The sequence below is a fragment of the Bacillus sp. FSL K6-3312 genome (assembly GCF_038007485.1).
GTDB lineage: Bacteria > Bacillota > Bacilli > Bacillales > Bacillaceae > Bacillus > Bacillus pumilus.
The window spans coordinates 2,347,201-2,372,871 of the sequence record NZ_JBBOXI010000001.1 but is presented as its reverse complement, the minus strand read 5'-3'; the positions used below and the strand labels follow the sequence as shown (position 1 = coordinate 2,372,871).

Here is a 25,671-nt window from a genome sequence, read left to right as displayed (position 1 = left end):
AATGAAAAACCTCACATGCTCTCAAGTTTAAGCCAAATGCGTGTTCTGTTGCAATTCATAATGACCAAAGTTCACAAAAAAATGATATGTTAGTTCACAAAGTTTACAGATTTAGAGTGCTTGATCTTTCTTTCACAGTCTGATAGAAATAGAGGAGAGAATAATTCATATTGCACCGCCTTCTGAACACACGTATATCCTAATAAATTCACGAAACGTTCACAAATAACTTCAAGTTTGTCGTTTATTATTTAATAGGATGTTTTTTTACAGCTCTTTATCTTGTATGATAGAGTTGTAACGATTTTACGTTTTATTGTTAGTTTGAAGGTTTGGGCAAGGGAGGTTATACACATTGGCAAATTCCAAAACAGCCGCGGAAGCAGCTATTCATGGACAAATAGAAGAAACCACAGCTTTGAAAGATTTTCTTGCACTTATTAAAATGGGCATCGTCAATTCCAACTTCATTACAACATTTACTGGAATGTGGCTTGCTTTTTATTTTACAGATATGAGTTTCCTTGGGAATCTTGATATTGTGCTGTTAACAATGATTGGTTCTTCTCTTATTATTGCAGGTTCATGCGCCATTAATAATGCGTTTGACCGTGATATTGATATAGTTATGGAAAGAACAAAAACAAGACCGACCGTCACAGGTAAAATTCAGCCGGGGCAAGCGTATGCATTTGGTATTTTGCTTGTTGTACTTGGACTCATCATGCTTCTGATGACAACTATCACATCAGCAGTGATTGGATTTATCGGAGTCTTTACTTATGCGGTTCTCTACACCATGTGGTCTAAACGCCATTACACCATCAATACTGTCATTGGAAGTGTATCTGGGGCGGTTCCGCCATTAATTGGCTGGACAGCTGTCACCGGCACAATTGACACAATGGCTTGGGTTTTGTTTATGATTTTGTTCATCTGGCAAATCCCGCACTTCCTGTCACTTGCGATTAAGAAAACGGAAGATTATCGCAAGGCAGGCATTCCAATGCTACCAGTTGTCTATGGCTTTGAAGTCACAAAGCGCCAAATTATCATTTGGACAGCATGTCTTCTTCCACTTCCATTTTTCTTAGGTGGATTAGGATGGCCGATTGTCGCACTTGGCACATTGCTGAATATTGGATGGCTTGCCATTGGCCTTATGGGCTTTAAAATGAAAGACGTCATGAAGTGGTCAACGCTCATGTTCGTTTATTCATTAAACTACTTAACCATCTTTTTCGTCGCGATGATTATTATTACACTATTCTAGAGTAAAATACACTTTGATCACATCAAAACAAGGCTATATCTTATAACACAACATTTTCTAACAACTATGAAAGCCGCCTGATATTCAGTTCTATTTAGGCGGCTTTCTGTTTATACATAGATGGTATTTTGAGTAAAAACATCATTTTTTTATGAAAAGAGGAAATGTAAGTGCTTTTATAAGAGGCGGGGGTTATGGATGGGTGAAAAGTGATTTTATAAATAAGAGGTAAAAAGCGAAAGGCAAAGGAGATCAAGCAAAAGGGGTTGGGACAAATTATGATAAGAAAATGGCGTGTTTATTCACTGTTTCTCTTATTGACGCTCGTTTTGGCGGGCTGTGGTGAACCATACTTATCAACACTCAAACCAGTTGGGGAAGTAGCAGATAAACAATTTTTCCTAACTGTACTGAGTACACTCATTATGGTTCTTGTCGTCATTGTTGTATCGATCATTTTCTTTTACGTCATCATTAAATTCAAACGTTCTAAAGTGGGAGAAGATACGATTCCAAAGCAGGTGGAAGGGAACCGTAACCTAGAAATTACGTGGACAGCGATTCCGATTCTTCTCCTCATTATTCTCGTTGTGCCTGTTGTGGCATACACGCTTGAGCTTGGGGATACAAGCGCTATGGATAAGAAAAAACGAGATCCTGAAAAGACACTTGTTGTCAATGTAAGAGCCAGTTTATATTGGTGGGAATTCGAATACCCTGATTATGGGATTGTCACAAGTCAGGAATTGATTGTACCGACAGATCAAAAGGTTTACTTTAAGTTGAAAGCATCTGATGTGAAACACTCTTTCTGGGTTCCATCGGCTGGCGGTAAAATTGATACAAACACAGACAATGAAAACAAGTTTTATTTAACCTTTGATTCAAAACGAACGAAAGATGCAGGAGAATATTTCTACGGGAAATGTGCGGAGCTTTGCGGTCCCTCACATGCTTTAATGGACTTTAAAGTTAAAACGCTTTCTCAAGATGAGTTTTTAGGATGGACGAAAAAAATGGCTGATTACAAGAAGCCTACATCCACAAAAGATCTCGCCCTTGAAGGTGAAAAATTATTTAAAGAGAAAAACTGCTTGAGCTGTCACGCAGTTGAGCCTGGGGATGAACGGCCGGAAGCGGCAAGGACAGCACCAAACCTTGCAACCTTCGGAGAGCGAACGAAAGTAGCTGGAATTAAAGACATGAACAAAGAAAACGTAAAAGCATGGCTGAAAGATCCAGAGAGCTTTAAACCAGGGAATAAAATGACAGGGACGTACCCTAAATTAAATGACTCAGAAGCAGATGCACTTTATGAGTATTTAAAAGGACTTAAAATCGAGTAATTTCTAATAAGCATGTGTAAGAGGGTATGTAATCGATGTGAAGTTTTTGTTAAAAGCTCCCGAATATGTCTCTACAACCAAGAAATAGCCATCTGTCAGACACAGTCTGTGTAAAGTTAAAATAGACATCTATATGAAAAGGGGCAAATGGGAGATAAGAGGGGGATTTCATGGTGAGTACTATAGCTAAAAAGCGGGGGTTTGGCGCTGTCTTATGGGATTACTTGACGACGGTTGACCACAAAAAAATTGCCGTACTATATTTAGTGGCAGGGGGATTTTTCTTTTTAATTGGCGGCCTGGAAGCGATGATTATCCGTATTCAGCTAGCCATCCCTGAAAATGATTTTGTAAGTGCAGGGTTTTACAATGAAGTCATGACGATGCATGGAACAACAATGATATTCCTTGCAGCAATGCCGCTTTTATTTGCATTAATGAATGCGGTTGTACCCATTCAAATTGGGGCACGTGACGTAGCGTTTCCATTTGTGAATTCACTTGGTTTTTGGCTGTTCTTTTTCGGAGGAATTTTCTTAAACCTTGGGTGGTTTATGGGCGGGGCACCTGATGCAGGCTGGACTGCATACGCTTCGCTCACGCTGAATTCAGAAGGACACGGCATGGATTTCTATATTTTAGGGTTGCAGATAGCGGGTATTGGTACGCTAATTGCCGGAATCAACTTTCTAGCAACGATTATTAATATGAGAACGCCTGGGATGACGTATATGAGAATGCCGCTCTTTACTTGGACGACATTTGTCGCCTCAGCACTGATTTTATTCGCATTCCCGCCACTTACAGCAGGGCTTGCGATGCTGATGCTTGATAGAATGTTTGATACGAGCTTTTTCAATCCAGAGCTCGGCGGTAATACAATCATCTGGGAGCATTTGTTCTGGATTTTTGGACACCCAGAAGTTTATATCTTAATCCTGCCAGCATTCGGAATATTTTCTGAAATCATTCCAGTGTTTGCAAGAAAAAGGTTGTTTGGCTATTCGTCCATGGTGTTTGCGACTGTATTGATTGGTTTCCTTGGATTCATGGTGTGGGCGCATCACATGTTCACAACAGGACTTGGTCCAATTGCCAATGCGATCTTTGCTGTAGCCACAATGGCGATTGCGGTGCCTACAGGAATTAAAGTATTTAACTGGCTGCTCACCATATGGGGCGGTAATGTGAAATTTACAACGCCGATGCTGTATTCCGTTGCCTTTATACCGTCGTTTTTACTTGGCGGGGTAACCGGAGTTATGCTTGCAGCAGCTGCAGCAGATTATCAGTTCCATGATACGTATTTTGTCGTGGCGCATTTCCACTACGTCATTATCGGCGGGGTCGTATTCGGTATTTTAGCTGGTGTGCATTACTGGTGGCCGAAGATGTTTGGAAAAATACTGAATGAGAAGCTTGGGAAAATTAGCTTTGTGCTATTTTTCATCGGTTTCCATTTAACTTTCTTTATTCAGCATTTCCTAGGTCTTTGGGGCATGCCGCGCCGAGTCTTTACATTCCTGCCAGGTCAGGGGTTAGACCTTGGGAACTTGGTCAGTACGATTGGGGCGCTGTTTATGTTTGTAGCTGTTGTCATTCTGCTGATTAACGTCATCTGGACGACAGCAAAAGGAGAGCGTGTATCGGGCGATCCTTGGGGAGACGGAAGAACGCTTGAATGGGCAGTGTCTTCACCTCCGCCAGAATATAACTTTAAACAGCTTCCACTTGTCAGAGGACTAGATCCATTATGGATTGAAAAAATGGATGGTAAAAAAGGAATGACAGCATCTGAACCGCTCGATGATATTCACATGCCGAATAATTCCATCTTACCTGTCATTATCTCATTCGGTCTATTTGTGTCAGCGTTTGGCTTCATGTATCGTCAAGAGCATAGCTGGGGGCTTCCAGTGATACTCATTGGTCTTGGCATTACATTTGCGACCATGCTGGTTCGCTCTCTTAAAGACGATCATGGGTACCATATTCACAAAGAAGATTTGACCGATGACGATGATAAAGGGGTGAAAGCATAATGGAACCACAAAAAATGACAGCAGAAACTTTTCCGGCTTCTCCTGAGAAAGCCACGTTAGAAGGAAAGAATAAGTTTGTCGGGTTCTGGTTGTTTCTTGGGGGAGAAACCGTTCTGTTTGCATCGCTATTTGCCACGTATTTGGCGCTGAAAAATTCTAATGCAGGCGGAGCAAAAACAACGGATATGTTTGATCTCACACTTGTCTTTATTGCCACGATGCTTCTTTTGACGAGCAGTTTAACGAGTGTGTATGCAATGTATCATATGAAAAACTTTGCCTTTAAAAAGATGCAGCTTTGGCTTGGCGTGACTGTGCTATTAGGTGCATCATTTCTAGGGGTTGAGATTTATGAGTTCTATCATTATGTGCATGCGTATGATTTTACCATTACCAGCTCAGCTCTTGGTTCCTCCTTCTATACACTTGTAGGAACTCACGGGGCTCACGTCGCCTTCGGACTTTGCTGGATTACCGCTCTTATGATTCGAAATATGAGACGCGGACTCGATTTATACAATGCGCCGAAATATTATGTGGCAAGTCTGTATTGGCACTTCATTGATGTTGTGTGGGTCTTCATCTTTACCGTTGTATATTTAATGGGAATGGTGGGATAAGAATGGGAAATAAAAGCACAAATCAGTCTAAAGTCGATCTTGTATACCGTAAAAAGAAAAATGCCGAAGAAATGAAGCATCAGCTCATTTCTTTCGGCTTGATGATTGGATTAACCTTTGTTGCCTTTTTAACAATCGCTTCTGAAGACGTAGGAAACTGGTTCGCAGTACCATTTATTTTACTGCTTGCCGTTATTCAGGTGGCTTTTCAGCTTTATTATTTTATGCACATGAACCAAAAAGGGCATGAAACACCCGCATTGTTTCTTTACTCAGGTGTGTTTGTCGCGTTTATTACCGTATTAGCCTTTTTGACCATTATTTGGTGGTAAGCCCGCTTTGCCCTTGAAGGAGGCGCAGCAATGGAGAACTTAGAAATATTCGGATTTCGGGCATTATGGAGCCCTTACTATTTGACTAGTATTGTCATAGCAGCTGCTCTTTATCTGCTTCTTGTGACAAAGGGGAAGCATCGTGCGACGGTAAAAGAGAAAACGTTGTTTCTGACGGGGCTTGTTCTGTTATACACCGTAAAAGGAAGCCCGATTGATTTAATGGGGCATATTATGTTTAGTGCACATATGGCGCAAATGGCGGTGCTCTATTTAGTCATTCCGCCTCTCCTTATTACAGGATTACCTGCGGTCATTTGGGAGCGGATCATACAAACACCAGGCATTCAGCAGATGTTTCGTTTGTTTTCCAAACCTTTAATTGCATTGCTTGGGTTTAACGGCTTGTTTTCGATGTACCATATTCCGCTTGTGTTTGACTTTGTGAAAACAGATCCGTTTTATCATGCGCTGATGACAGTGGTCATTTTTATCGCTGCCTTTTTCATGTGGTGGCCGCTCGTTCATAAAGTCCAAAGTCAGCCTCAGATTACAGGCATTTTAAAGCTTGGTTATATCATGGCAGACGGGATATTAATGACTCCTGCGTGTGCACTTATCATGTTTAGTGAGGCACCGATCTATGCAACCTATTCTGATGCTGGTGCTTGGATACAGGCGCTGCATCTATGCGTACCAAGTGATACACTGGCAGGTCTTGCGCTCACTGGTCCTGAAATGTTCCATACCTTGCCGCTGCTAGAAGACCAGCAGCTAGGCGCGATTTTGATGAAAATTATTCAGGAGATTGTGTACGGCTCGATCCTTGCTGTTGTCTTCTTTGACTGGGCAAGAAAAGAAAGAGCGAAAGATGCCGTACCAGATGCCCTGATTCCGAAATATGAATGAAAAAAGCACAGCCGGATGGCTGTGCTTTCGTTTATGCTTCTGCAGTCATTGCTTCTAGTTTTTCTTTCAGCTGTTCAAGCGTTTTTTTGCTTGATTGGATGAGAGACTTAGGGAAATCTTCGCCTTCGCCGTATTCAACACCGTGCGGATAATAATGTTTTCCGAGTAAAGGTGTGAGAAGCTGTATGTGTGCTCTTTTTGAACCAACATCCCCTTCGGTGGCGTAGCCGGAAATGCGTAAATAAAAGGTTCCCTCTACCATGTTAAACTTTCTGTCGTACGTCACACGCTCATAATCCCATTGATCGGCTCGTACAAATCCTTCACTTTCCATGATGAAATCTAATTTATTTAAGTCAGCAGCTACCTTTTCAATCCCCATACCTTCAAACTTCACCCAAAACCCCTCCTTATAAAAATTCCCTTTACTGACAATCATAGTATGAAAGCGTTAAACTTTCAACTGTGAAAGGTATGTTCTTTTATAACCTGGTTACAGTAATAAAGAAAATAACAGATGGAGGAATCAACGTGAAAACGAAAAAAATCAAAGATATTATGACAAAAAAAGTAGTGACATGTCAGCAAGATGACAATACGTATGAAGCGGCAGTCAAAATGAGAGACGCAGACATTGGAGCCATTCCCGTGGTTAACGGAGATCAGCTCGTTGGTATCGTGACAGACCGTGACCTTGTACTCAGAGGCATTGCAGAAAAAAAGCCAAACTCACAGGAAGTAGGCTCGCTGATGACGAAGGAAGTACTTACAGCAGAAGAAGATGCAACGCTTGAAGAAATTGTCCGGCTGATGTCAGAGCACCAGCTTCGCCGCATTCCTGTTGTGAAGAACGGTGCATTAACAGGGATTGTCGCTCTTGGAGATTTATCCGTCGAAGATTTATCGAATGATCGCGCAGGGGATGCACTGACAGAAATCTCTCAGCAGGATCAAGATCATGGGCAAGGATTTCTTCATTAAGAGGGGCATATTTTAAATTCGTGTTAAATAGGCTGTATTGTCGTTGATAAATAGAGCGAGTTTTGTTTAAATGACAGTAGAAGGTACTTTTTGTACCTTGCCAATTTAACGGAGGTGTTTATTTGAAAACTGTGCTCAAAACACTCCTCATCCTCCTGATTATATCTGGAACGTACGTTCTGTTTATTCAATATGGATCTTCACCAGAAAAAGAAAACAGCAATGAACCGAAGGTGTCTAATGAAGAAACATCTAGCGATAAGCCGATCAACATCCCGAAAAAGGGGCTCATGTCCTTTATGGGGAAATCTTCAAACGAAGTGCTTAAACAGCTGGGAGAACCAGATCGCATTGATCCTTCCGCATATGATTATGACTGGTGGATATACAATCAATCGAAGAAGCACTATATTCAAGTAGGGGTAAAGGATAGTAAAGTGGTGACATTGTTTGCAACAGGAGACGGGCTCAATGTTGAACCGTTTAAAATCGGTCAAGCCACAAGTGAGGTATTTAAAAAAACACAAATTGCACCTTATATTCATGTAGAGGATGAACAAAATTCATATCGCTTTGAATTCTCAGAAGATGATATGAATACAAGACCCACCGTGAAAGTGGACGATGATGTATATGTTCAGCTTTACATGGATAAGTTTGAAAGCACCCTTTCAAGTATCAGGGCGTTTAACGCAGATACATTTGTGAAACAAAAGCCATACGAAGTCGTCTATCGTGGTCAATTGATAGAACCAGAGGCAATATCGGGTGAAAAATGGAAAGAGATCGAAGCTTCCAGTCAAAAACAAATTTTTGATATGACCAATATTATTCGTCATAAGTACAAACTGCCGATCTTAAAGTGGGATGATGAAACCTCTGAAGTGGCATTCATGCATAGTGAGGACATGAAAGAGAATCATTATTTCTCCCATGAATCTAAAAAATACGGTACGCTGAAAGACCGATTAGAAAGAGGCGAGGTGGCATTTCAGCTTGCAGGTGAAAACATTGCCTATAATTATGTAGATGGACCTGCAGCGATAGAAGGCTGGCTCAATAGTGAAGGTCATAGGAAGGCGTTATTAAATAAAGATTACACACACCTTGGCGTCGGTGTGAAAGAAAAATACTACACCCAAAACTTCATCAAAAAAACATCTTAAACGAAAGCAGCTGCACCATCACAGCTGTTTTTTTTGATTGAAAAAGAGGCTCACCAAAATAACTGCTGATGTATATAGTATAGTAGGCATTTGTATGGGGGGTGAGGATATGACAAACAAGCAAAAACAAACATCCATTGATGAATTTAAACAATTCGTCAGACGCCATCCGAAGTTAATTCAAGAAGTGCAAACGCAAGAAAAAAGCTGGCAAAGTGTATACGAAAATTGGGTCATGTTTGGTGAAGAAGATGAGATGTGGTCTCCTTACCGGCAAACGCAATCTGAAGACGTGAAAGAAGAAAAAGCCTCTAAGCCAAGTGAAGCGGGAAAAGCCGATTTTATGTCTAAAATGGTTTCTGCTGTGAAAAAAATGGACGCTGATCAAATGAATGAACAAATCAACAAAATGAGCCAGTCTATTTCCTCTTTACAAAGCTTACTCGGACAATTTTCATCAAATGGCTCAAAGAAAGGTTCATCTGGAGGCAGTCAGCACCCATTCTCCTTCAGGAAAGATTAAGTGAAAGGGGATGCTTTTGGTGCGGAAAGAAGTACAGGAGTTTGTCATGGCCGAAGAGGATCGAATCAAATTCATCAGACAGCGTCCTCTCTGGTACAGACAGCTGACTCGACATCCTGATAAGCTATCGTCCTTTGAATTAGATAAAATGAATTTTTACGAAAAAACCATTCCTCATCGTGTGAGTCAGTTGAGTAACAGTGTCCAAATGGCTGAAATGATGATTCAAATGTTCCAAGCAATGCGTAATCAAAATGGAGCCGGATGAGGCTTTTTTGAGTTGATTAAGATGTCCATTTCCTGAGCATCCTATAAAAGTAGATGAAAGGAGAATCAGATGATGAAATGGATGCTGTCAATATGCGCATTGCTTTTTCTTGTCACCGGGTGTCAAAGTCAACATGAAGAGAAGCAAGTCATGAAGGAAGATCCAGCTGTACATGTGATGCAGCAAGCCCAGAGTGAAATGAAGCAGCAAGGCTTTTTAAAATACAAAGTGCAGGGGTCTTCTGTTTATATAGAAAGTACACTGCAAGATTTTCATCTTGAGCCTACGCGACTAAAAAAGGATGAGAAGGCGGGATATTTTACAGTGTATGTAGACGGAAAACGTGCAGGCAATGAATATACTGCTGCATTTGTGGTCAAGCATCTCTCAAAAGGAAAGCATAAAATGACCGTTGTGCTCAATTCTCGTCATCCAGAATATAGGCAGAAAAGAGAGACATGGGATGTATTTGTGACGTAAAAGCATTTTCTGATCCATAGGTTTCGTGGTAAACTATCAATTGGAGGTGCATCATTTATGTATGCGACAATCGAATCTGTGGAGCTCCAAGAGGAAGCGAATCAATTGGCTGCCATGATTCTTCAGTCGGAGGAGGCTGAACATTACCGCAACTGCTTTAAGCGTCTCCAGCAAGACGAAGAAGCCCAACAAATTATTGCCCATTTTACAAAAGTAAAAGAGCAATATGAGGATGTGCAGCGGTTCGGCAAATACCATCCGGACTATAGAACGATCTCAAAGGAAATGCGTGAGGTCAAAAGAAAGATAGATCTTCACGATACAGTGGTTGATTTCAAAAAAGCAGAAACAGCGATTCAATCCATCTTAGATGAGATTAGTATTGAAATCGGTCAAGCTGTATCAGCATATATCAAAGTTCCAACAGGGAACCCATATTTTGATGGTCTATCATCATGCGGCGGTGGCTGTGGATCTGGTGGCAGCTGTGGCTGTAAAGTATCTTGACGAGACTTGAATGTCTCGTCTTTTACATAATGACTGAAAAGAATTGAAAAAGCGGCAGGTGAAAAGATGGAAACCAAACGTCAAGGGATGGTCGTTTGGCTGCATTCGTTAAAGCAGTCAAAGGCGCTAAGAAAATTTGGAAATGTTCACTATATTTCAAGGAAAATGAAATATGCAGTGATCTATTGTGATATGAATGATCTCGAGCGCCATATGGCTAAGCTCAGCTCATTGCCATTTGTGAAGCGTGTTGAGCCTTCATATAAACCTTTTATTAAATTAGAGTACGAATCCAAATTGGACAAAGCAAAAGAGTATGATTATAAAGTGGGCTTTTAAAGACACAAAAAAACCCCCGCGGCATCACCCGCGGGGTCCTTCTATTCTTAATGATTCATTAAGGAGAAGGCAAAGGGAGAGGAGAAACCGGAGGAAGAACTTATGGGGAAACGTAAGTCTTCTCCGCGGTTGGCAACAGCACCACATCAGATGCTGTTATAAGTAGTATGACCCCGCTTTTCTTGATCTATACATAGAAAATGAATGAAAGTCCGCGCATTGTCCCCTGCGGAGTGTTGTGGTAAGATAATGTTGGATTTTTTGTCATACACAATAACCAATAGAAGCAAGCAGAAAAAGTGGTGGGAAAATGAGAGTCATCTCTGGAACGAGAAAAGGCCGCACACTTAAAGCGGTACCAGGTCAATCAACAAGACCGACGACAGATAAAGTAAAAGAATCGATATTTAATATGATCGGCCCGTATTTTGATGGCGGATGGGCCCTTGATTTATTTGCGGGAAGCGGTGGTTTAGGGATTGAAGCGCTTTCTAGAGGATTCGATCATTGCATATTCGTTGATCGAGATATGAAGGCGATTCAAACGATAAAAGGAAACCTCAATCAATTGGAGCTGATTGATCAAAGTGAAGTGTTTCGAAACGAGGCAAAGCGTGCACTCGCAGCCGTTGTGAAACGAGAGGAATCCTTTCAAGCGATTTTTCTTGATCCGCCTTATAAAGATCAACAGCTGAAAGCACTTCTTGACATGATTGACAAGCATGCCTTATTAACAGATGACGGCGTGATCGTGTGTGAGCATGATAAGGACGTTATACTGCCAGAGGAAGCTGGACAGCTTTACATATCAAGACAGGAACTGTACGGGTTGACTGGTATTACGATCTATAGAAAGCGGGGAAATTAAAGCATGGGGAACATAGCCGTTTGTCCGGGTAGCTTCGATCCAGTCACATTGGGCCATTTGGATATCATCAAAAGAGGTGCAAAGATCTTTGATGAAGTGTATGTATGTGTACTAAATAACTCATCCAAGAAACCGTTGTTTACCGTTGAAGAACGGTGTGAGCTCATTCGCCAAGCGACGAAGGATCTGCCAAATATCAAAGTTGAATCCTTTCACGGTCTGCTTGTTGATTATGCGAAACAAAAAGAAGCCAAAGTCATTTTACGCGGATTAAGAGCTGTGACAGACTTTGAATATGAAATGCAAGGCACATCAATGAATAAAGTGTTAAACGATGACATTGAAACGTTTTTCATGATGACCAACAATCAGTATTCCTTCTTAAGCTCCAGCATAGTCAAAGAAGTAGCGAAATATGATGGTTCAGTCAAAGACCTTGTGCCAAAAGAGGTAGAAGAAGCGCTGATAGAAAAATTTAAAGGATGAGTGCACCGTGTACTCATCCTTTTTTTAATTTCTGATAGTATAGCGCCGTATACAAGATCAAGCTGCATAGCGTGATCAAAGGGCCAGCTGTCACAAGCTGATTCCAAAGCACGCTGCTGTACATGACGACCTGCTGGCTTGCTTCAAAGGCACCTGCTGGGAGAGCCATGTCAGATCGAGAGACATAAAGAGGCTTGAACAATAAGAAGGCAAAAACAGCTGCATAAATCCCGTGAAGCAAACGAGCGAAGAAAAACGGTTTAAAGCGTATATCTGTTGCCGCCAGAATGCCAGCGACCTGAGCTTGAACAGAAAACCCGCTGAATCCTAATATAAAGCTGACGACAATCGTTTTAGCAAGAAGGGTGCCTTCCTGTGATCCTGTCAGCTGACTTCCTAATGTGATTTCAAATAAACCAGCAATCATCGCAAGATCTAATTCTGGCGGAAGATGCATCGTTTGTAGCATATATCCGATCCCTATGGATAAGAGGTCCGTCACATGAACAACTGACAGCATTTTGCTAAACACAGAAAATAAGATAATAAAGCCGCCAATCATAAAGAGTGTTTGGACTGATGACATGACCGCATCACTTAAAATTTGGCCGAGCGGTCTTTTCTCTGCGAGTCTTGCTGTATGAAGAGCGCTGAATGCCTCTTGAAACGGTGGGAATAAAAATCGCTTACGGCTCCTCAGATGTGCATCATGCCGTGCTTTATATCCCCGCATCGTCACCCCAACAGCGAGATTCCCTAAATAATGTGCGCAGGCCAAAACAATTCCTAAAGCTGGATGATGAAAAAAACCAACAGCCACCGCACCGAAAATAAACAATGGATTCGATGAATTTGTAAAAGAAACGAGGCGCTCTGCTTCGATTTGTGTCAGTTGTCCTTCCTGCCTGAGTCTTGTGGTTAATTTAGCACCAGAAGGAAAGCCTGATGCCATTCCCATCGCTAGGACAAATCCGCCTACACCAGGTACTCGAAAGATAGGGCGCATAAATGGTTCTAATAATACCCCGACAAATCTGACAATCCCGAAACTAATTAATAGCTCGGACAAAATAAAAAAAGGAAGCAATGATGGAAATACAACCTCCCACCACATTGCAAGTCCATTTTTAGACGCTTGCAAAGAGGCTTGTGGATGTGTAATCACAGTGGCTGTTAAAAAGATAAAAAAAGCAGCGATGAACAGAGTGTTCCATTTTTTCATGGAGATTTCGCCCCTTGCCGTTATGATCTATTGGCGAGCTCGTGATCAAAAAAGAAAGAAACTAGCCGAGCCTGTCTTCTATTACTATACGAGCAGAAGGGGCATGTTTAGACCAATAGATTCGTATATATGCATAGAAAAGAGGAGGGTGGATTTTCATGAGGCGACCAGTCATCGGGCTTGCGTTAGGCTCTGGGGGTGCGAGGGGAATGGCACATATCGGGGTTTTATCTAGTCTTAAGAAACAAGGTATTCAGGTAGATATGATCGCTGGCAGCAGTATTGGCGCACTTGTTGGGAGTTTTTATGCAGCAGGACAAGACGTAGAAAAAATGAAAAAACTTGCACTTGTCTTCAGAAGAAAGTATTATGCTGACTATACACTGCCAAAAATCGGTCTTTTAAAAGGAAATCGAATTTTGCAGCTGATTCACACGTTTACATATGGGAAAAAATTCGAAGAATTAAGAATGCCCCTTGCGGTGGTGGCCTGTGACCTCGAGACAGGGGAGAAGGTCGTGTTTAAAAAAGGGTCTGTCTCACAAGCAGTCAGAGCAAGCATCAGCATTCCAGGCGTGTTTGTTCCTCATGAAATGGGTGGCAGACAGTTAGTCGATGGAGCGGTTGTGGACCGCATTCCTGTGTCTGTTTTAAAAGATATGGGCGCAGACCTCATTATCGCCTCAGATGTATCAAGGGTGAAAAAAACAGAAAAGGCGACGAGATTATCGGATGTGATTATGCAAAGTTTGGACATCCTTCAAAATGAATTGGTCCGTCATCAAACCATTCACGCTGATGTCATGATCCGGCCGAAGCTTGAAACATTTAGCTCGAGTGCGTTCGCGCAGGTGCAGGAGATGATTGAAGCAGGTGAGCTTGCCGCAGATCAACTAACAGGTAAACTGAAAGATGTCATTGATAAATGGGAGTGTTAATCGAATGAAAAAATTAAATATTCGCTGGCTCAGCTTTTTTGTCGTTATCCTTGTATTATGTGGCTTAACCTTTGTCAAACTGCCATATTACGTGACAAAGCCGGGTGATGCAACCGAGATTGCTCCCCACATTCAAGTAGACGGCGGATATGGCGAGAAGGGCAGCTTCTCTCTTATGACAATTAAAGTAGGTCCAGCCAATCCGTATACGTATTTGCTTGCGAAAATGAATAAATATGACGAAATCGTCCCAGAAGAAAATATGAAAGCAGACGGGGAGTCGGATCAAGATTATATGAAAAGGCAGCTTCAGCTGATGAAAAGCTCTCAAGAAAATGCCATGATTGCAGCATATACAAAAGCAGGTAAAAAAGTAGATTATACGTTTAACGGCGTATATGCAAGCTACGTGATGAAAGGAATGCCTGCTTACGGCAAAATTGAAGTGGGCGACCGAATCAAAAGCGTTGATGGTAAGACCTATGATTCTGCTGATAAAATGGTTTCGTATATCAGTAGCAAAAAAGCAGGTACATCTGTCCGTTTTGTCCTTGAACGAAATGGCAAAGACATGACGGAGAAAGTGACGTTAAAACCATTTAAAGAAGAGCCGAATCGAGTTGGAATTGGCGTATCATTATTTACAGACCGAAATGTGAAAGTCTCACCTTCTATTAAGGTGGATATTGAAAATATCGGCGGACCGTCAGCGGGTCTTATGATGTCACTTGAAATTTATAACCAGCTGACAAAAGAAGACGAAACACATGGCTATGCGATTGCAGGAACGGGAACAATTGACGCCGATGGAACGGTCGGTCCAATTGGCGGAATCGATCAAAAGGTCGTGGCGGCAGATAAAGCCGGAAAAGATATATTCTTTGCACCGAATGATAAAGGTGATCCAAATTCAGACTATCGAAATGCTGTCAAAACAGCGAAAGATATTAAAAGTAATATGAAAATTGTGCCTGTAGATACAATGCAAGATGCGCTGAACTATTTAAACAAATTAAAAGAGAAAGCATCTTAATCAAAAAGAGCAGCCTTACGCAAGGCTGCTCTTTTTGCTAAGACTGGAAGAGACCAGTCTCTTCATCATATCGGATCGGTGAGGTTTTAAATTCCGCTTCCGTTAAGTTCGTTTGCATCGGCTCACTAACGGGCAGGCTGAAGACGCGGGATGCGCGAATATCAAGATCAAGTGCGGGATGTGAAAAGGCAGACAGTTTACTAACGAGCGGCACGTCCAATTCTTTTTTCACAAGAGATAAGTATTGCTGCCCTTTCTTTGACATACCAAGTAAACGAATATAAGGCGCTTTTTTCTCTTTCAGCAGCTCATGCATGGCACACTTTTTCACCCTCATTAAGAGATGTGTGTTCATCCGTTGCAGCCTTGTCCACGTATAGCGTTTTGTTTTCACAAGTGATAGATATTCCTCGTAGGAGGAGGCATGTGTAATCGCCTTTTGCATGCGGTGTTCGATGCCTTCTTCGATTTCATAGATGCCTTCTAGTTCTGCCGTATCCATTGTGTGAAAGACGTGTTTTAAGAAGCTAAAGTAGGCTTCTTGTGTATGTAGAAGACCATATGAAGAATGATAGTCATGTAATTGCTTGAGCGTAGCTTCTGGGAGATAAGGGGCGACTGTTTCAAATGTACCATGATCTTTTAACGCTTTTCGTATGCTTGTTGCGCTTGCGATTTTCTGATTTTTAGGTAGTTCTTCATCATGATAACCAGATGAAATCCTTTGAGAGGTAAAGGGCTGTATGTGAGGGGATCTCTCCAAGATGGCTTTGACATAATGGAAACCTAAAATGTTATTGGGCAGAGACAGATCCAGTAAGTGCTTAGGATCAATCACCTCTTGAAACGCAGCAGCAGCTGCAGCTGGATAACTAAGGCCCTCTTTTACTTTTCCTTTTGTGAAAAGGTCAATTTCTTCTTTTTTCTCATGCCAAGCACGAGCCGTTCGCTCAAATGCTTTGATGTCACCATCCTCGCTGCCGAAAAAAAGGGAGCGGCATTTTAAAGCATCTAGAATCGCCACAGCACCGTTTGCAAAGGTTTCTGCCTTTTGCACTGCGTATATGTATGGAAGCTCACACACAATGTCTACACCGTTTTGCAGTGCCATTTTTGTCCGCGCCCATTTTGAGACGATGGCAGGCTCACCGCGCTGGAGGAAGGAACCGCTCATGACGGCAATGGCAACATCTGAGGAGGTATGTGTTTTCGCCTGACGAACATGATAGGCATGTCCATAATGAAATGGATTATACTCGACAACGACTCCTGTTGCTTTCAATAGATGTTCCGCCTTTCTTGCTATGGTTAAATGGTCTATGCTACAGTAGCATAAGGGAAAAATGAAGCCCATTTTTTTCAGTGTAGGCATTCCGAGAACTGATGTCAAACAACGCTCTGACATCACAAAGGACTGTAAAGAAAAAATATTGACAAATAACATGAGGAAAGCTATAATCATGTTTGTTGCTCTTAGAGGTGATACAATTGAAATGGACAGTTTATCAGTTACATCAAAAAGCTAAAAACAGCTTCGATTTTCATGAGACGGTTGACTTAAATGAACTTACTAGCCTTCATTCAGATATACGTCGCATTTCACCGGTAGAGGTGAAAGGGACTGGAGTGATCGAATCAAAGCAAGTCGCATTTGATTTAACCATCACAGGTGAAATGACATTGCCTTGTTCAAGAACGCTTGTTGATGTAAATTATCCATTTGCGATTTCAACGAAAGAACTATTTGTACTTCATAAGACAGACGACATAGAAGATGAAGACGTTTCTATTGTAGAAGACGACATCATCGACTTAACGCCTTTAGTCAAGGAAGAAATTCTTCTTGAAGTGCCGATGCAAATCTTTTGCGACCAAACGGACGTAAAAGGTGCTGCACCACAAGAAGGGAATGACTGGGCGGTCATTTCGGAAGATGCACATCAAAACCGAATTGATCCGCGTCTGGAAGGCTTGAAGAAGCTCTTAGAAGAAAATAATGAATCTTAACTCTTTAAGGAGGTGGGAATAATGGCTGTACCTTTTAGAAGAACTTCTAAAATGAAAAAAAGATTGCGTCGTACGCATTTTAAACTACAAGTACCTGGTATGGTAGCTTGCCCAGAATGCGGTGAAATGAAAATTTCTCATCGTGTCTGCAAATCTTGCGGAACATACAAAGGCAAAGACGTAAAAAGCAACTAATGCTTGATAAAAAAACGTGAGGGAATCTTCCCTTGCGTTTTTTTATTTGTCTATTTTTTAGGTTTCTCCCCTGCAAATAGTCTATCTACTCTAGTAGGCGCATATGATGTGGTATTCAGATTCAGGGGGGATGATCAATTGACAATTACAAGGCAGGACGCATGGACACAAGATGAAGATTTACTTTTAGCAGAAGTCGTCTTAAGGCACATTCGAGATGGAGGGACGCAGCTTTCCGCATTTGAGGAAGTCGGGAAAGCATTGTCAAGAACAGCGGCAGCATGTGGTTTCAGGTGGAACTCATATGTTAGAAAACAATATCAGGCAGGCATAGAGCTGGCAAAAAAACAGCGGAAAGAATTGCGTAAAAAAATAGGTATTCATTCCTCTGGTTTACCACAGCATGCGTTAACCATAGAAGAGAAGACTTCTTCAAATCAGGCTGAATTGTCCCTTCGAGAAGTGATTCAGTTTTTAGAGCAGCTTGAAAAAGAACCTGATGGACCTGCTCATTTACGCGAAGAACTGGCAGATGCACAGCATCAATTGAAGTCACTTACAGAAGAAAATGAACACTTAAAGCGGCAATTAAAAATGACAGAAGAAGATTACCGGGCACTCATAAGTATTGTTGAAAGAGTCAAACAGAATATTAGCTTAAAAGAATATGCTAAATAAAGAGACGCCCCTCAAGAGAAAGGAGGGGCGTTTTGTGATCAGCCTTTAAGCGGACTCACCTGTATTTTTTTGAATATGTGCGGGCTCCCAGATGAGTGGATTTTCACCCTTATCGCGCTCCATATCATATTTGACTGCTTCAAAACCCATTTTATCCCAAAAACCGGCAGATTTGACGCGTGGATTGGTCCGAATTGGCAATCCGAACGATTTAGCGAATTCAACAAGTGCTTCGCCGTACCCTTTGCGCTGATACCCAGGAAGCACTTCCAGCTTCCACAGCTCTAAATAATCATGGTTGTGGTTAAAATACGTTGTCGTTGAGCCGTCCACTTGATAAAGGCTCATACGTGCCACTAGTTTATCTCCAAAATAAATCCCGTAAAATGGAGAGTTGCTGTCATTTTCAATCATATTGCTTTCAAGGTCTTCGAGCATGGATAGCTCTTGTATGCCGTATTCCTTAAATTGTTTAAATTCCTCTAATGTTTTGTAATTAATTAGAAGTCGTTTTACTTGTGCCATATGATCTTCCCCCTTACACACATAATGTCGACAGTGATGTCATTGAAGGCGTTTTCATCCCATCCGCCTCAAAAAAGTTTTTACACTTATTATTATAGTTTTTAAATTAAAAAAATTCAATTATAGCGCGTCATCTGCTTTTTGCATCACGACATGAACCTGTTAAAATAGTTGATATCATGAAGTAAACGAAAAAGGGATGTGCGGCAGTTGAACATTGGAATCATTGGCGGCGGTGCGATTGGTCTGCTTTGTGCTAGTTATTTAACGCAGCATCATGACGTCACAGTCTTTACAAGTAGAAACGAACAGGCAGAAGAGATTCGAGCAGTAGGCATAGAGCGAACAGTAAAAGGAGAAACATGCCAGGCGGCTGTTTATGCACAGACAGGAATAACAGGAGAATTTGATTTGCTCATCGTGACAGTGAAATATCATCATTTGCAAGATGTGCTTGGTGAACTATCGACATTACCTCCTCATCGTATCTTATTCTTACAGAACGGAATGGCTCACTTATTAGATTTGGAGAATTGGAAAACGGGACATTCATTATACATAGGTGTGGTAGAGCACGGAGCTATGAAGATGTCAGATCATGCAGTGAACCATACAGGTATCGGTGTCATCAAGTGGGGGGCATTTCAGCATGAAGAAGCAGCTGATATAAAAAAAGCATTGAATGAGACATCATCTCATTTTCAGATGATCTATACGGATGAATGGAAAAAGGTGCTGGAGGAAAAACTGCTTGTCAATGTCTGTATTAATCCGCTTACGGCTTTGCTGCATGTGAGAAACGGGGAATTGATCGCAAACCCTTCATATGAATACATGATGAAATGTGCATTTGAAGAAGCAGTTTCCATCTTGGGCTTACCTGAAAAAGAGCGGCTCTGGTCTTATGTAGTCTCTGTTTGTGAGAAAACAGCTGAGAATCAGTCGTCTATGCTTCAAGATATAGTGAAAGGCCGCCAAACCGAAAGAAAAGCCATCCTTGGCTATCTTTTAAAAAAGGCTCAAGCTCACGGCGTTGCGGCGCCACATCTCACTTTCTTTGATCGAAGCTTGGAAGTATTGGAAAAAAAGCAAACAAAATCTTTTGAGTGAGCTCATTTACATGCTATACTTTTTTCGGGAAACTAACTATTTATTGAAGAAAGGAAGTTCTAAACATGCAATTGACTGAACTTTCCATCCGAAGTCAGAATTTATTCATACGTGATTATATAGAAGAAAAAAAAGAGATGACGACTTTTTTTGATTATGATATACATTCTGAACACACATGGAAAAAGAGATACGACGATCTCATGGAAATGAGCTTCCCGCGCGGGGCTTTAGCGGATTATATGAGCGCGTACCATGCAAAGTTTGAATCAAAAGCGATGCGCCAGAACATTGAAAAGATCCGTGATGAACGGAGTGTCATGGTGGTCGGAGGACAGCAGGCTGGTCTATTAACAGGACCACTTTATACCATACATAAAATCATATCCATCATTCAGTTTGCAAAAGAAAAAGAAACAGAGCTTGGCGTCCCAGTGATTCCGGTCTTTTGGGTAGCCGGTGAGGATCATGACGTAGATGAAATTAATTTTGTGTACACATCTGGCGAAAAGGGGCCAGTGAAACAAAAGCTGTCATTACATAACGTCAAAAAAGCGGCTGCGAAAAGAATCCCGCTTGATCAGGAAAAAACTGAAAAATGGCTCCGTGATGTGTTTTCAACGTATGAAGAATCTGCATACACCAATGACTTGCTTGAACAGCTTCTTCGATGTTTACGCAAATCACAAACGTTTACTGATTTCTTTGAATGGATTGTATGTGACCTCTTTGAAGAAGATGGACTGCTTTTATTTAATTCAGGTGACTTAGGTGTCAAACCGCTTGAGCGTGCGTTATTCAAGCACATTGTCGAGACAAATGATGCGGTTACTGCTCGCTTAAATGAATCGCAGGCTGCTATGAAACGAGCAGGATATCAGCCAATTATTGAAGCTGGTGACAATCAGGCGAATCTGTTTTACGAGTATGATGAGGAACGTTTCCTGATTGAAAAAGAGAACGGCCGGTTTTCTATATCAGAAGTGGGGCTTACGTGGACGAAGGAAGAGCTTTTGCAGGAAGTCGAGGAGCACCCAGAACGGTTTAGCAACAATGTGGTGACGCGTCCCTTGATGCAGGAAACCCTTCTCCCGGCACTTGCCTTTATGGCAGGACACGGTGAGGTTAACTATTGGGGAGAGCTGAAAGGAATCTTTGAGCATTTTAAATTAAAGATGGCGCCTGTTCTTCCGAGACTGCATGTGACCATTCTTGAAAGGCACATTGACAAGAAACTGCCAGTTAGAGAACTGTCGGTAGAAGAAGTGCTGACAAATGGAGTGAAAGAAAAGAAAGAAGCGCACTTTCAGCAAAGTCTTCCAGACAGCTTTGTTCAAGCGGTTCAACACGCCAAACGAGAATTAGCAAATGCTCATGGTGTGATGAGACAAGAAGCACTGGAGATTGAACCAAACTTCGAGCAGCTGCTAGATAAAAATGCCAAATTTATTGAAGACCAGCTTCAATTTGTGTATCAAAAGGTGGCGCAGCGTGTGGAGGAGAAGGAAGGATACATCCTTCGGGACTTTGAACGGATTGAAAATAGTTTAAAACCACTAGATGCCCCGCAGGAAAGAATTTGGAATATCATGTACTTTTTAAACAAATATGGTCCAGAATTCTTCAAAACATTCAAAAATATGCCATTTTCATTTCAAAACAAGCAACAAATTGTCAAACTTTGAAATAAAGTTTTAATGAACCCTGACTAGTTCAGGGTTTTTTTTTATGTAGAAACAGTGTAGAATAAGGTTTGTGGAGAGAAGTGGTGGATAGTGGAGAGTATGGGTGAGAAAGTGGGGCTCTGATTATCATGTTCATGGGTGAATACCAACATACGATTGATACAAAAGGGCGCATGATCATCCCTGCTAAATTTAGAGACGGTCTCGGAGAACAGTTTGTGCTGACGAGAGGGCTTGATCAATGTTTATTTGGCTACCCTATGAGTGAGTGGAAACTAATCGAAGAGAAACTCAAAGCACTACCGCTAACGAAAAAAGATGCACGTGCGTTTACCCGGTTCTTCTTCTCTGGCGCAGTCGAATGCGATCTGGACAAGCAGGGGCGTATTAACATCGCATCAAACCTACTCCAATATGCAAAACTCGAAAAAGAATGTGTGGTCATCGGCGTTTCAAATCGAATTGAGTTGTGGAGTAAGTCGATCTGGGAACAATATACAGAAGAGCAAGAAGATTCTTTTGCTGAAATTGCTGAAAACATGATTGGATTTGATATATAATAATCCCTTGTGCAGCAAGCTTTCTACACATTCATTTCTATTTGAAAAAGGTGGGACCATAACATCATGTTTCAACATGAGACAGTATTATTAAAAGAAACAGTTGACGGTTTAAACGTAAAAGAAGACGGTACATATGTGGACTGCACGCTAGGCGGAGCAGGTCATAGCTCATATTTACTATCTCAATTATCAGAAAAAGGAACATTGATTGGATTTGACCAAGACGATGCTGCACTGGATCATGCACGAGAGAAGCTTGCGGATTCTAAAGCGAACATTCTTTTCATAAAAAGCAACTTCCGATATTTAAAAGAACGTCTGAATGAACAAGGTATTACAAGCGTAGACGGTGTGATTTTTGACCTTGGGGTATCATCTCCTCAGCTCGACACACCAGAGAGAGGCTTTAGTTATCACCATGATGCACCTCTTGACATGCGAATGGATCAATCAGCCGCATTGTCGGCAAAAAAAGTGGTAAATGAATGGCCATTTGAAGATCTAGTTCGGATTTTCTACAAATATGGGGAAGAAAAGTTCAGTAAGCAAATCGCACGCAAAATTGAAGAAGCAAGAAAAAAAGCGCCAATTGAAACAACGGGTGAGCTTGTTGACATTATCAAAGAAGGAATTCCGGCACCTGCAAGACGAACTGGCGGACATCCAGCGAAAAGAGTGTTTCAAGCGATCCGAATTGCCGTAAATGATGAATTGAAAGTATTTGAAGAAGCACTAGAACAAGCAATAGAGTTACTCAATCCGAAGGGGAGAATTTCTGTCATTACATTCCATTCACTTGAAGACCGGATTTGTAAAAGTACATTTAGAGAAATGTCTTCTCTTCCAGAACTTCCGCACGGACTACCAGTGATTCCAGAAGGACTTGAACCCAAGCTGAAGCTGATCACGAGAAAACCGATCGTTGCATCAGAACAAGAGCTGGAACATAACAACCGTGCCCGTTCAGCGAAGCTCCGAATTGCAGAAAAAAAGTAAAATGACACCATAGATGATGATAAAAAGGAGGTTTCTTATGAGTAATTTGGCTTATCAAAGAGAAGTGAAGCAACATCAAACAGAGCAGCAAGGCCAATCGGTTGTCATTAAAAGAAGAGGTTCTATCACACTTGGTGAAAAAATCTTACTTGTCATGTTTGTCATGGCTCTTATGTGCAGCTCGATTCTCATCATTTCTAAAGCCTTTGCTGTCTATCACGCCAATATCGAAGTGCAGAAGCTAGAACAGCAAGTATCTTTAGAATCGAAGAAGATCACTGAGCTACAAAAGGAAAAAGATTTGCTGAGTGAACCAGAAAGAATCATTGATGCTGCGAAAAAAGCAGGCTTAACTATTTCGAAAGATGTTAAGAAGGTCGATTAACATGGCGATGCCTAAAAAGAATAAAATGATGAACAGAGGCGCGGCAATTGCAAGTATTTGCTTCGCCCTGTTTTTCTTTATCATCCTAGCACGTTTTATCTATATTCAAATTACAGGAACAGTTGATGGACAAGTATTAGCTGCCAAGGCAAATGAACAATATCAATCGAAGAAAACACTTGAAGCCAAAAGAGGATCTATTTTAGACCGGAATGGGAATGTGATTGCTGAGGATACATCTGTGTATAAGCTCATTGCGGTCATGAGCAAGAAAATGACAGTGGACCCTAAGCATCCAATGCATGTCGTCGATAAAGAAAAGACAGCAAAAGAGCTCTCGAAAGTCATCGATATGAGTGAAAGCGAAATTTTAAAGCGTCTCAATACAAAAGATGCATTCCAAGTGGAGTTTGGTAAAGCGGGGAAGGATATTAGTTTTTCAACGAAGGAAAAAATTGAAAAGCTAAAGCTTCCAGGTGTTGCTTTTGAAAAAGACACGAAGCGATATTATCCAAACGGCATGTTTGCTTCTAACCTAATCGGTTATGCCAGATTAAATGAGGCGACAAAGGACATGTCAGGTGCAATGGGACTTGAGAAGGCACTGAACAAATTTTTAAAAGAAAAAGACGGTTATGTGACATATAACAGTGACAGAAGCGGATGGGCCTTACCGAATAGTAAAGAAGACATTGTCGCCCCGAAAGACGGGAAAAATGTCACGCTGACCATCGATCAGAAAATTCAAGCGTTCCTTGAAGAAAGTATGACGCAGGTTGCCAAAAAGTATAAGCCGAAGAAAATCATTGCCACAGTCGTTGATCCGAAAACTGGGAAGGTTCTCGCGATGGGGCAGCGGCCAAGCTTTAATTTAAATGAACTAGACATTACGAATTATAACAATGATGTGATTTCATATGCGTTTGAACCAGGTTCAACGATGAAGATCTTTACCCTCGCTGCGGCGATCCAAGAAGGGGTCTACCAAGGCAGTGAAAAATATCAATCTGGTACTTATAAAGTAGGCGGCGGCCTTGTGCGAGACCACAACAACGGAAATGGCTGGGGGAAAATTGACTTTCATCAAGGAGTTCTTCGCTCGTCAAATGTGGCCTTTGCAAAGCTGGCAAAAGAAAAACTAGGCTTCACACGATACGAACAATATTTGCAGAAGTTCCATTTCTATGACAAAACGGGGATTGATTTGCCGAACGAAGCGTCTAGCAAAATCAATTATAGATATGAATATGACAAAGCATCGACAGCTTATGGTCAAGCATCAGCCATCACACCGATTCAACAAATCGAAGCAGCCACTGCGATAGCAAACGGCGGAACAATGATGAAGCCATATGTCATTGACCATATTACAGACCCGAACACAAACAAAACGATTTTGCAGCACGAACCAACAGCAGCAGGAAAACCGATTTCATCTGATACAGCGAAGCAAGTTCGTGATATTTTAGGTGAGGTTGTTTCCTCGAAAATCGGAACAGGTCAGCCTTATCAAATCAAAGGCTTCGACGTTGCTGGAAAAACAGGAACGGGACAAATTGGCGGTGCCGGCGGTTACCTCCAAGGAAGAAACGATTACGTCTTTTCATTTATGGGAATGGCGCCAAAAGATGATCCGAAGCTGCTTGTGTATGTGGCTGTTCAGCAGCCGCAGCTGTCTGATACAGAAACAGGGTCTGCTCCGGTTTCTCAAATTTTTAACCCTGTCATGAAAAATAGTTTGCTATATTTAAATATTGCACCAACAAAAACAGACGATAAAAAATCAGGCGAACAAAAAGTGAAACAAGAAACGATGCCTTCATTCCTGGATTTAGAAGTGAAGCAGGCAGAAACAGAAGTCAAAAATAAACACTTAACACCTGTTGTCATCGGCGACGGTCTGTCCATTAAACGCCAGTGGCCGAGTGCGGGCTCTGAATTCTCTGAAAGCCAGAAAGTGTTCTTGAAAACAGCAGGGAAAACCATTAAGATGCCTGATATGACAGGCTGGTCCAGAAGGGAAGTCCTTCAATATGCTTCGATTGCCGGTGTGCATATAGAAACAAATGGACAAGGCTATGCTGTGAAACAAAGTGTCAAAAGTGGAGCGGAGATTTCAGACAAAGTCGTCACTGTAACATTTAAAAGCCCAAATTAACTGTAAACCTAGCAAATCACTTGCTAGGTTTTTTCT

The 25,671-nt window shown here is 41.5% G+C and carries 30 protein-coding genes; 26 read left to right on the top strand and 4 right to left on the bottom strand.

Translation table 11 applies throughout. The features are described 5' to 3' along the window. Positions 1-355: 355 nt before the first annotated feature. The 6 genes from cyoE to ctaG all read left to right on the top strand — a co-directional run bounded on the left by cyoE (position 356) and on the right by ctaG (position 6,522). Positions 356-1,273 carry a heme o synthase gene (gene cyoE / locus MHI11_RS12305; protein ID WP_044142011.1) on the top strand — a complete coding sequence of 306 codons (918 nt, stop codon included), beginning with the start codon at positions 356-358 and terminating at the stop codon, positions 1,271-1,273. A 278-nt stretch (positions 1,274-1,551) separates the two neighbouring features. Continuing rightward, positions 1,552-2,619 carry a cytochrome c oxidase subunit II gene (gene coxB / locus MHI11_RS12300; RefSeq protein ID WP_003212202.1) on the top strand — a complete coding sequence of 356 codons (1,068 nt, stop codon included), beginning with the start codon at positions 1,552-1,554 and terminating at the stop codon, positions 2,617-2,619. Between the two features lie 170 nt (positions 2,620-2,789). Then, a complete protein-coding gene (gene ctaD, locus MHI11_RS12295; RefSeq protein WP_044142010.1) occupies positions 2,790-4,661 on the top strand; it encodes a cytochrome c oxidase subunit I in 1,872 nt (623 codons plus the stop codon). Further along, entirely contained in the window at positions 4,661-5,281 is a 621-nt protein-coding gene (ctaE, locus tag MHI11_RS12290) for a cytochrome c oxidase subunit III (protein ID WP_003210862.1), read from the top strand. The genes ctaD and ctaE overlap by 1 nt, the downstream gene beginning before the upstream one ends. A 2-nt stretch (positions 5,282-5,283) precedes the next feature. Then, the gene (gene ctaF, locus MHI11_RS12285; protein WP_044142009.1) at positions 5,284-5,613 is read left to right on the top strand and encodes a cytochrome c oxidase subunit IVB; all 330 of its coding nucleotides are present in this window, start codon (positions 5,284-5,286) and stop codon (positions 5,611-5,613) included. 30 nt (positions 5,614-5,643) lie between these two features. Beyond that, entirely contained in the window at positions 5,644-6,522 is an 879-nt protein-coding gene (gene ctaG / locus MHI11_RS12280; RefSeq protein WP_106065229.1) for a cytochrome c oxidase assembly factor CtaG, read from the top strand. 31 nt (positions 6,523-6,553) lie between these two features. Here ctaG and MHI11_RS12275 read toward each other — a convergent pair whose 3' ends face one another. Then, complete coding sequence (locus MHI11_RS12275; RefSeq protein WP_044142007.1) at positions 6,554-6,919, bottom strand: YugN family protein; 366 nt, start codon at positions 6,917-6,919, stop codon at positions 6,554-6,556. Positions 6,920-7,080: 161 nt separating this feature from the next. Here MHI11_RS12275 and MHI11_RS12270 point away from each other — a divergent pair, with 161 nt between their 5' ends. The 9 genes from MHI11_RS12270 to coaD all read left to right on the top strand — a co-directional run bounded on the left by MHI11_RS12270 (position 7,081) and on the right by coaD (position 12,140). Then, positions 7,081-7,503 (top strand): CBS domain-containing protein, encoded by a 423-nt coding sequence (locus MHI11_RS12270; RefSeq protein ID WP_044142103.1) that lies wholly within the window; start codon positions 7,081-7,083, stop codon positions 7,501-7,503. Positions 7,504-7,625: 122 nt separating this feature from the next. After that, positions 7,626-8,669 carry a CAP domain-containing protein gene (locus MHI11_RS12265; RefSeq protein WP_044142006.1) on the top strand — a complete coding sequence of 348 codons (1,044 nt, stop codon included), beginning with the start codon at positions 7,626-7,628 and terminating at the stop codon, positions 8,667-8,669. 109 nt (positions 8,670-8,778) lie between these two features. Further along, positions 8,779-9,192, top strand: a complete 414-nt coding sequence (locus tag MHI11_RS12260) for a YlbD family protein (protein WP_044142005.1) — start codon at positions 8,779-8,781, stop codon at positions 9,190-9,192. 19 nt (positions 9,193-9,211) lie between these two features. After that, positions 9,212-9,460: a YlbE-like family protein gene (locus MHI11_RS12255; protein ID WP_044142004.1), complete on the top strand. Its 249-nt coding sequence runs from the start codon at positions 9,212-9,214 to the stop codon at positions 9,458-9,460. Between the two features lie 72 nt (positions 9,461-9,532). After that, a complete protein-coding gene (locus MHI11_RS12250; RefSeq protein ID WP_044142002.1) occupies positions 9,533-9,940 on the top strand; it encodes a hypothetical protein in 408 nt (135 codons plus the stop codon). Positions 9,941-9,997: 57 nt separating this feature from the next. Continuing rightward, complete coding sequence (locus tag MHI11_RS12245) at positions 9,998-10,447, top strand: YlbF family regulator (RefSeq protein ID WP_003211139.1); 450 nt, start codon at positions 9,998-10,000, stop codon at positions 10,445-10,447. A 66-nt stretch (positions 10,448-10,513) separates the two neighbouring features. Continuing rightward, the gene (locus MHI11_RS12240) at positions 10,514-10,786 is read left to right on the top strand and encodes a YlbG family protein (protein WP_003212137.1); all 273 of its coding nucleotides are present in this window, start codon (positions 10,514-10,516) and stop codon (positions 10,784-10,786) included. 310 nt (positions 10,787-11,096) lie between these two features. Further along, positions 11,097-11,654, top strand: a complete 558-nt coding sequence (gene rsmD, locus MHI11_RS12235) for a 16S rRNA (guanine(966)-N(2))-methyltransferase RsmD (protein WP_106065233.1) — start codon at positions 11,097-11,099, stop codon at positions 11,652-11,654. 3 nt (positions 11,655-11,657) lie between these two features. Beyond that, positions 11,658-12,140 (top strand): pantetheine-phosphate adenylyltransferase, encoded by a 483-nt coding sequence (gene coaD, locus MHI11_RS12230; RefSeq protein WP_044142001.1) that lies wholly within the window; start codon positions 11,658-11,660, stop codon positions 12,138-12,140. 13 nt (positions 12,141-12,153) lie between these two features. Here coaD and ylbJ read toward each other — a convergent pair whose 3' ends face one another. Then, positions 12,154-13,362, bottom strand: coding sequence for a sporulation integral membrane protein YlbJ (ylbJ, locus tag MHI11_RS12225; RefSeq protein WP_340961167.1), 1,209 nt, complete (start codon positions 13,360-13,362; stop codon positions 12,154-12,156). Positions 13,363-13,520: 158 nt separating this feature from the next. Here ylbJ and MHI11_RS12220 point away from each other — a divergent pair, with 158 nt between their 5' ends. Together MHI11_RS12220 and MHI11_RS12215 are read left to right on the top strand one after the other, a co-directional pair. Continuing rightward, on the top strand, positions 13,521-14,300 hold the full coding sequence (locus tag MHI11_RS12220; RefSeq protein ID WP_340961166.1) for a patatin-like phospholipase family protein: 780 nt from the start codon (positions 13,521-13,523) through the stop codon (positions 14,298-14,300). A gap of 4 nt (positions 14,301-14,304) precedes the next feature. Beyond that, positions 14,305-15,333: a SepM family pheromone-processing serine protease gene (locus tag MHI11_RS12215; RefSeq protein WP_044141998.1), complete on the top strand. Its 1,029-nt coding sequence runs from the start codon at positions 14,305-14,307 to the stop codon at positions 15,331-15,333. 37 nt (positions 15,334-15,370) lie between these two features. Here the strand turns inward: MHI11_RS12215 and MHI11_RS12210 are convergent, their stop codons facing one another. Continuing rightward, positions 15,371-16,615, bottom strand: coding sequence for a nucleotidyltransferase (locus MHI11_RS12210; RefSeq protein WP_340961165.1), 1,245 nt, complete (start codon positions 16,613-16,615; stop codon positions 15,371-15,373). A gap of 206 nt (positions 16,616-16,821) precedes the next feature. On the opposite strand from MHI11_RS12210, the gene MHI11_RS12205 reads away from it, so the two are divergent. From MHI11_RS12205 to gerR, 3 genes are all read left to right on the top strand, one after another. Next, complete coding sequence (locus MHI11_RS12205; protein ID WP_003210956.1) at positions 16,822-17,340, top strand: YceD family protein; 519 nt, start codon at positions 16,822-16,824, stop codon at positions 17,338-17,340. Between the two features lie 21 nt (positions 17,341-17,361). Then, complete coding sequence (gene rpmF / locus MHI11_RS12200) at positions 17,362-17,535, top strand: 50S ribosomal protein L32 (RefSeq protein WP_008354700.1); 174 nt, start codon at positions 17,362-17,364, stop codon at positions 17,533-17,535. Between the two features lie 138 nt (positions 17,536-17,673). Next, complete coding sequence (gene gerR / locus MHI11_RS12195) at positions 17,674-18,213, top strand: sporulation-specific transcriptional regulator GerR (RefSeq protein WP_044141997.1); 540 nt, start codon at positions 17,674-17,676, stop codon at positions 18,211-18,213. Between the two features lie 45 nt (positions 18,214-18,258). Here the strand turns inward: gerR and MHI11_RS12190 are convergent, their stop codons facing one another. After that, a complete protein-coding gene (locus tag MHI11_RS12190) occupies positions 18,259-18,738 on the bottom strand; it encodes an N-acetyltransferase (RefSeq protein WP_003211702.1) in 480 nt (159 codons plus the stop codon). Positions 18,739-18,948: 210 nt separating this feature from the next. Here MHI11_RS12190 and MHI11_RS12185 point away from each other — a divergent pair, with 210 nt between their 5' ends. The 6 genes from MHI11_RS12185 to MHI11_RS12160 all read left to right on the top strand — a co-directional run bounded on the left by MHI11_RS12185 (position 18,949) and on the right by MHI11_RS12160 (position 25,635). Continuing rightward, entirely contained in the window at positions 18,949-19,848 is a 900-nt protein-coding gene (locus tag MHI11_RS12185) for a 2-dehydropantoate 2-reductase (protein WP_340961164.1), read from the top strand. Positions 19,849-19,913: 65 nt separating this feature from the next. After that, positions 19,914-21,533, top strand: coding sequence for a bacillithiol biosynthesis cysteine-adding enzyme BshC (gene bshC, locus MHI11_RS12180; RefSeq protein WP_044141995.1), 1,620 nt, complete (start codon positions 19,914-19,916; stop codon positions 21,531-21,533). A 128-nt stretch (positions 21,534-21,661) separates the two neighbouring features. Next, positions 21,662-22,093 (top strand): division/cell wall cluster transcriptional repressor MraZ, encoded by a 432-nt coding sequence (mraZ, locus tag MHI11_RS12175; protein ID WP_003211163.1) that lies wholly within the window; start codon positions 21,662-21,664, stop codon positions 22,091-22,093. Positions 22,094-22,159: 66 nt separating this feature from the next. After that, complete coding sequence (gene rsmH, locus MHI11_RS12170) at positions 22,160-23,092, top strand: 16S rRNA (cytosine(1402)-N(4))-methyltransferase RsmH (RefSeq protein ID WP_003210993.1); 933 nt, start codon at positions 22,160-22,162, stop codon at positions 23,090-23,092. Positions 23,093-23,129: 37 nt separating this feature from the next. Further along, positions 23,130-23,477, top strand: a complete 348-nt coding sequence (gene ftsL / locus MHI11_RS12165) for a cell division protein FtsL (RefSeq protein WP_044141994.1) — start codon at positions 23,130-23,132, stop codon at positions 23,475-23,477. Between the two features lie 7 nt (positions 23,478-23,484). Continuing rightward, entirely contained in the window at positions 23,485-25,635 is a 2,151-nt protein-coding gene (locus MHI11_RS12160) for a penicillin-binding protein (RefSeq protein WP_268507363.1), read from the top strand. Positions 25,636-25,671 lie beyond the last annotated feature (36 nt).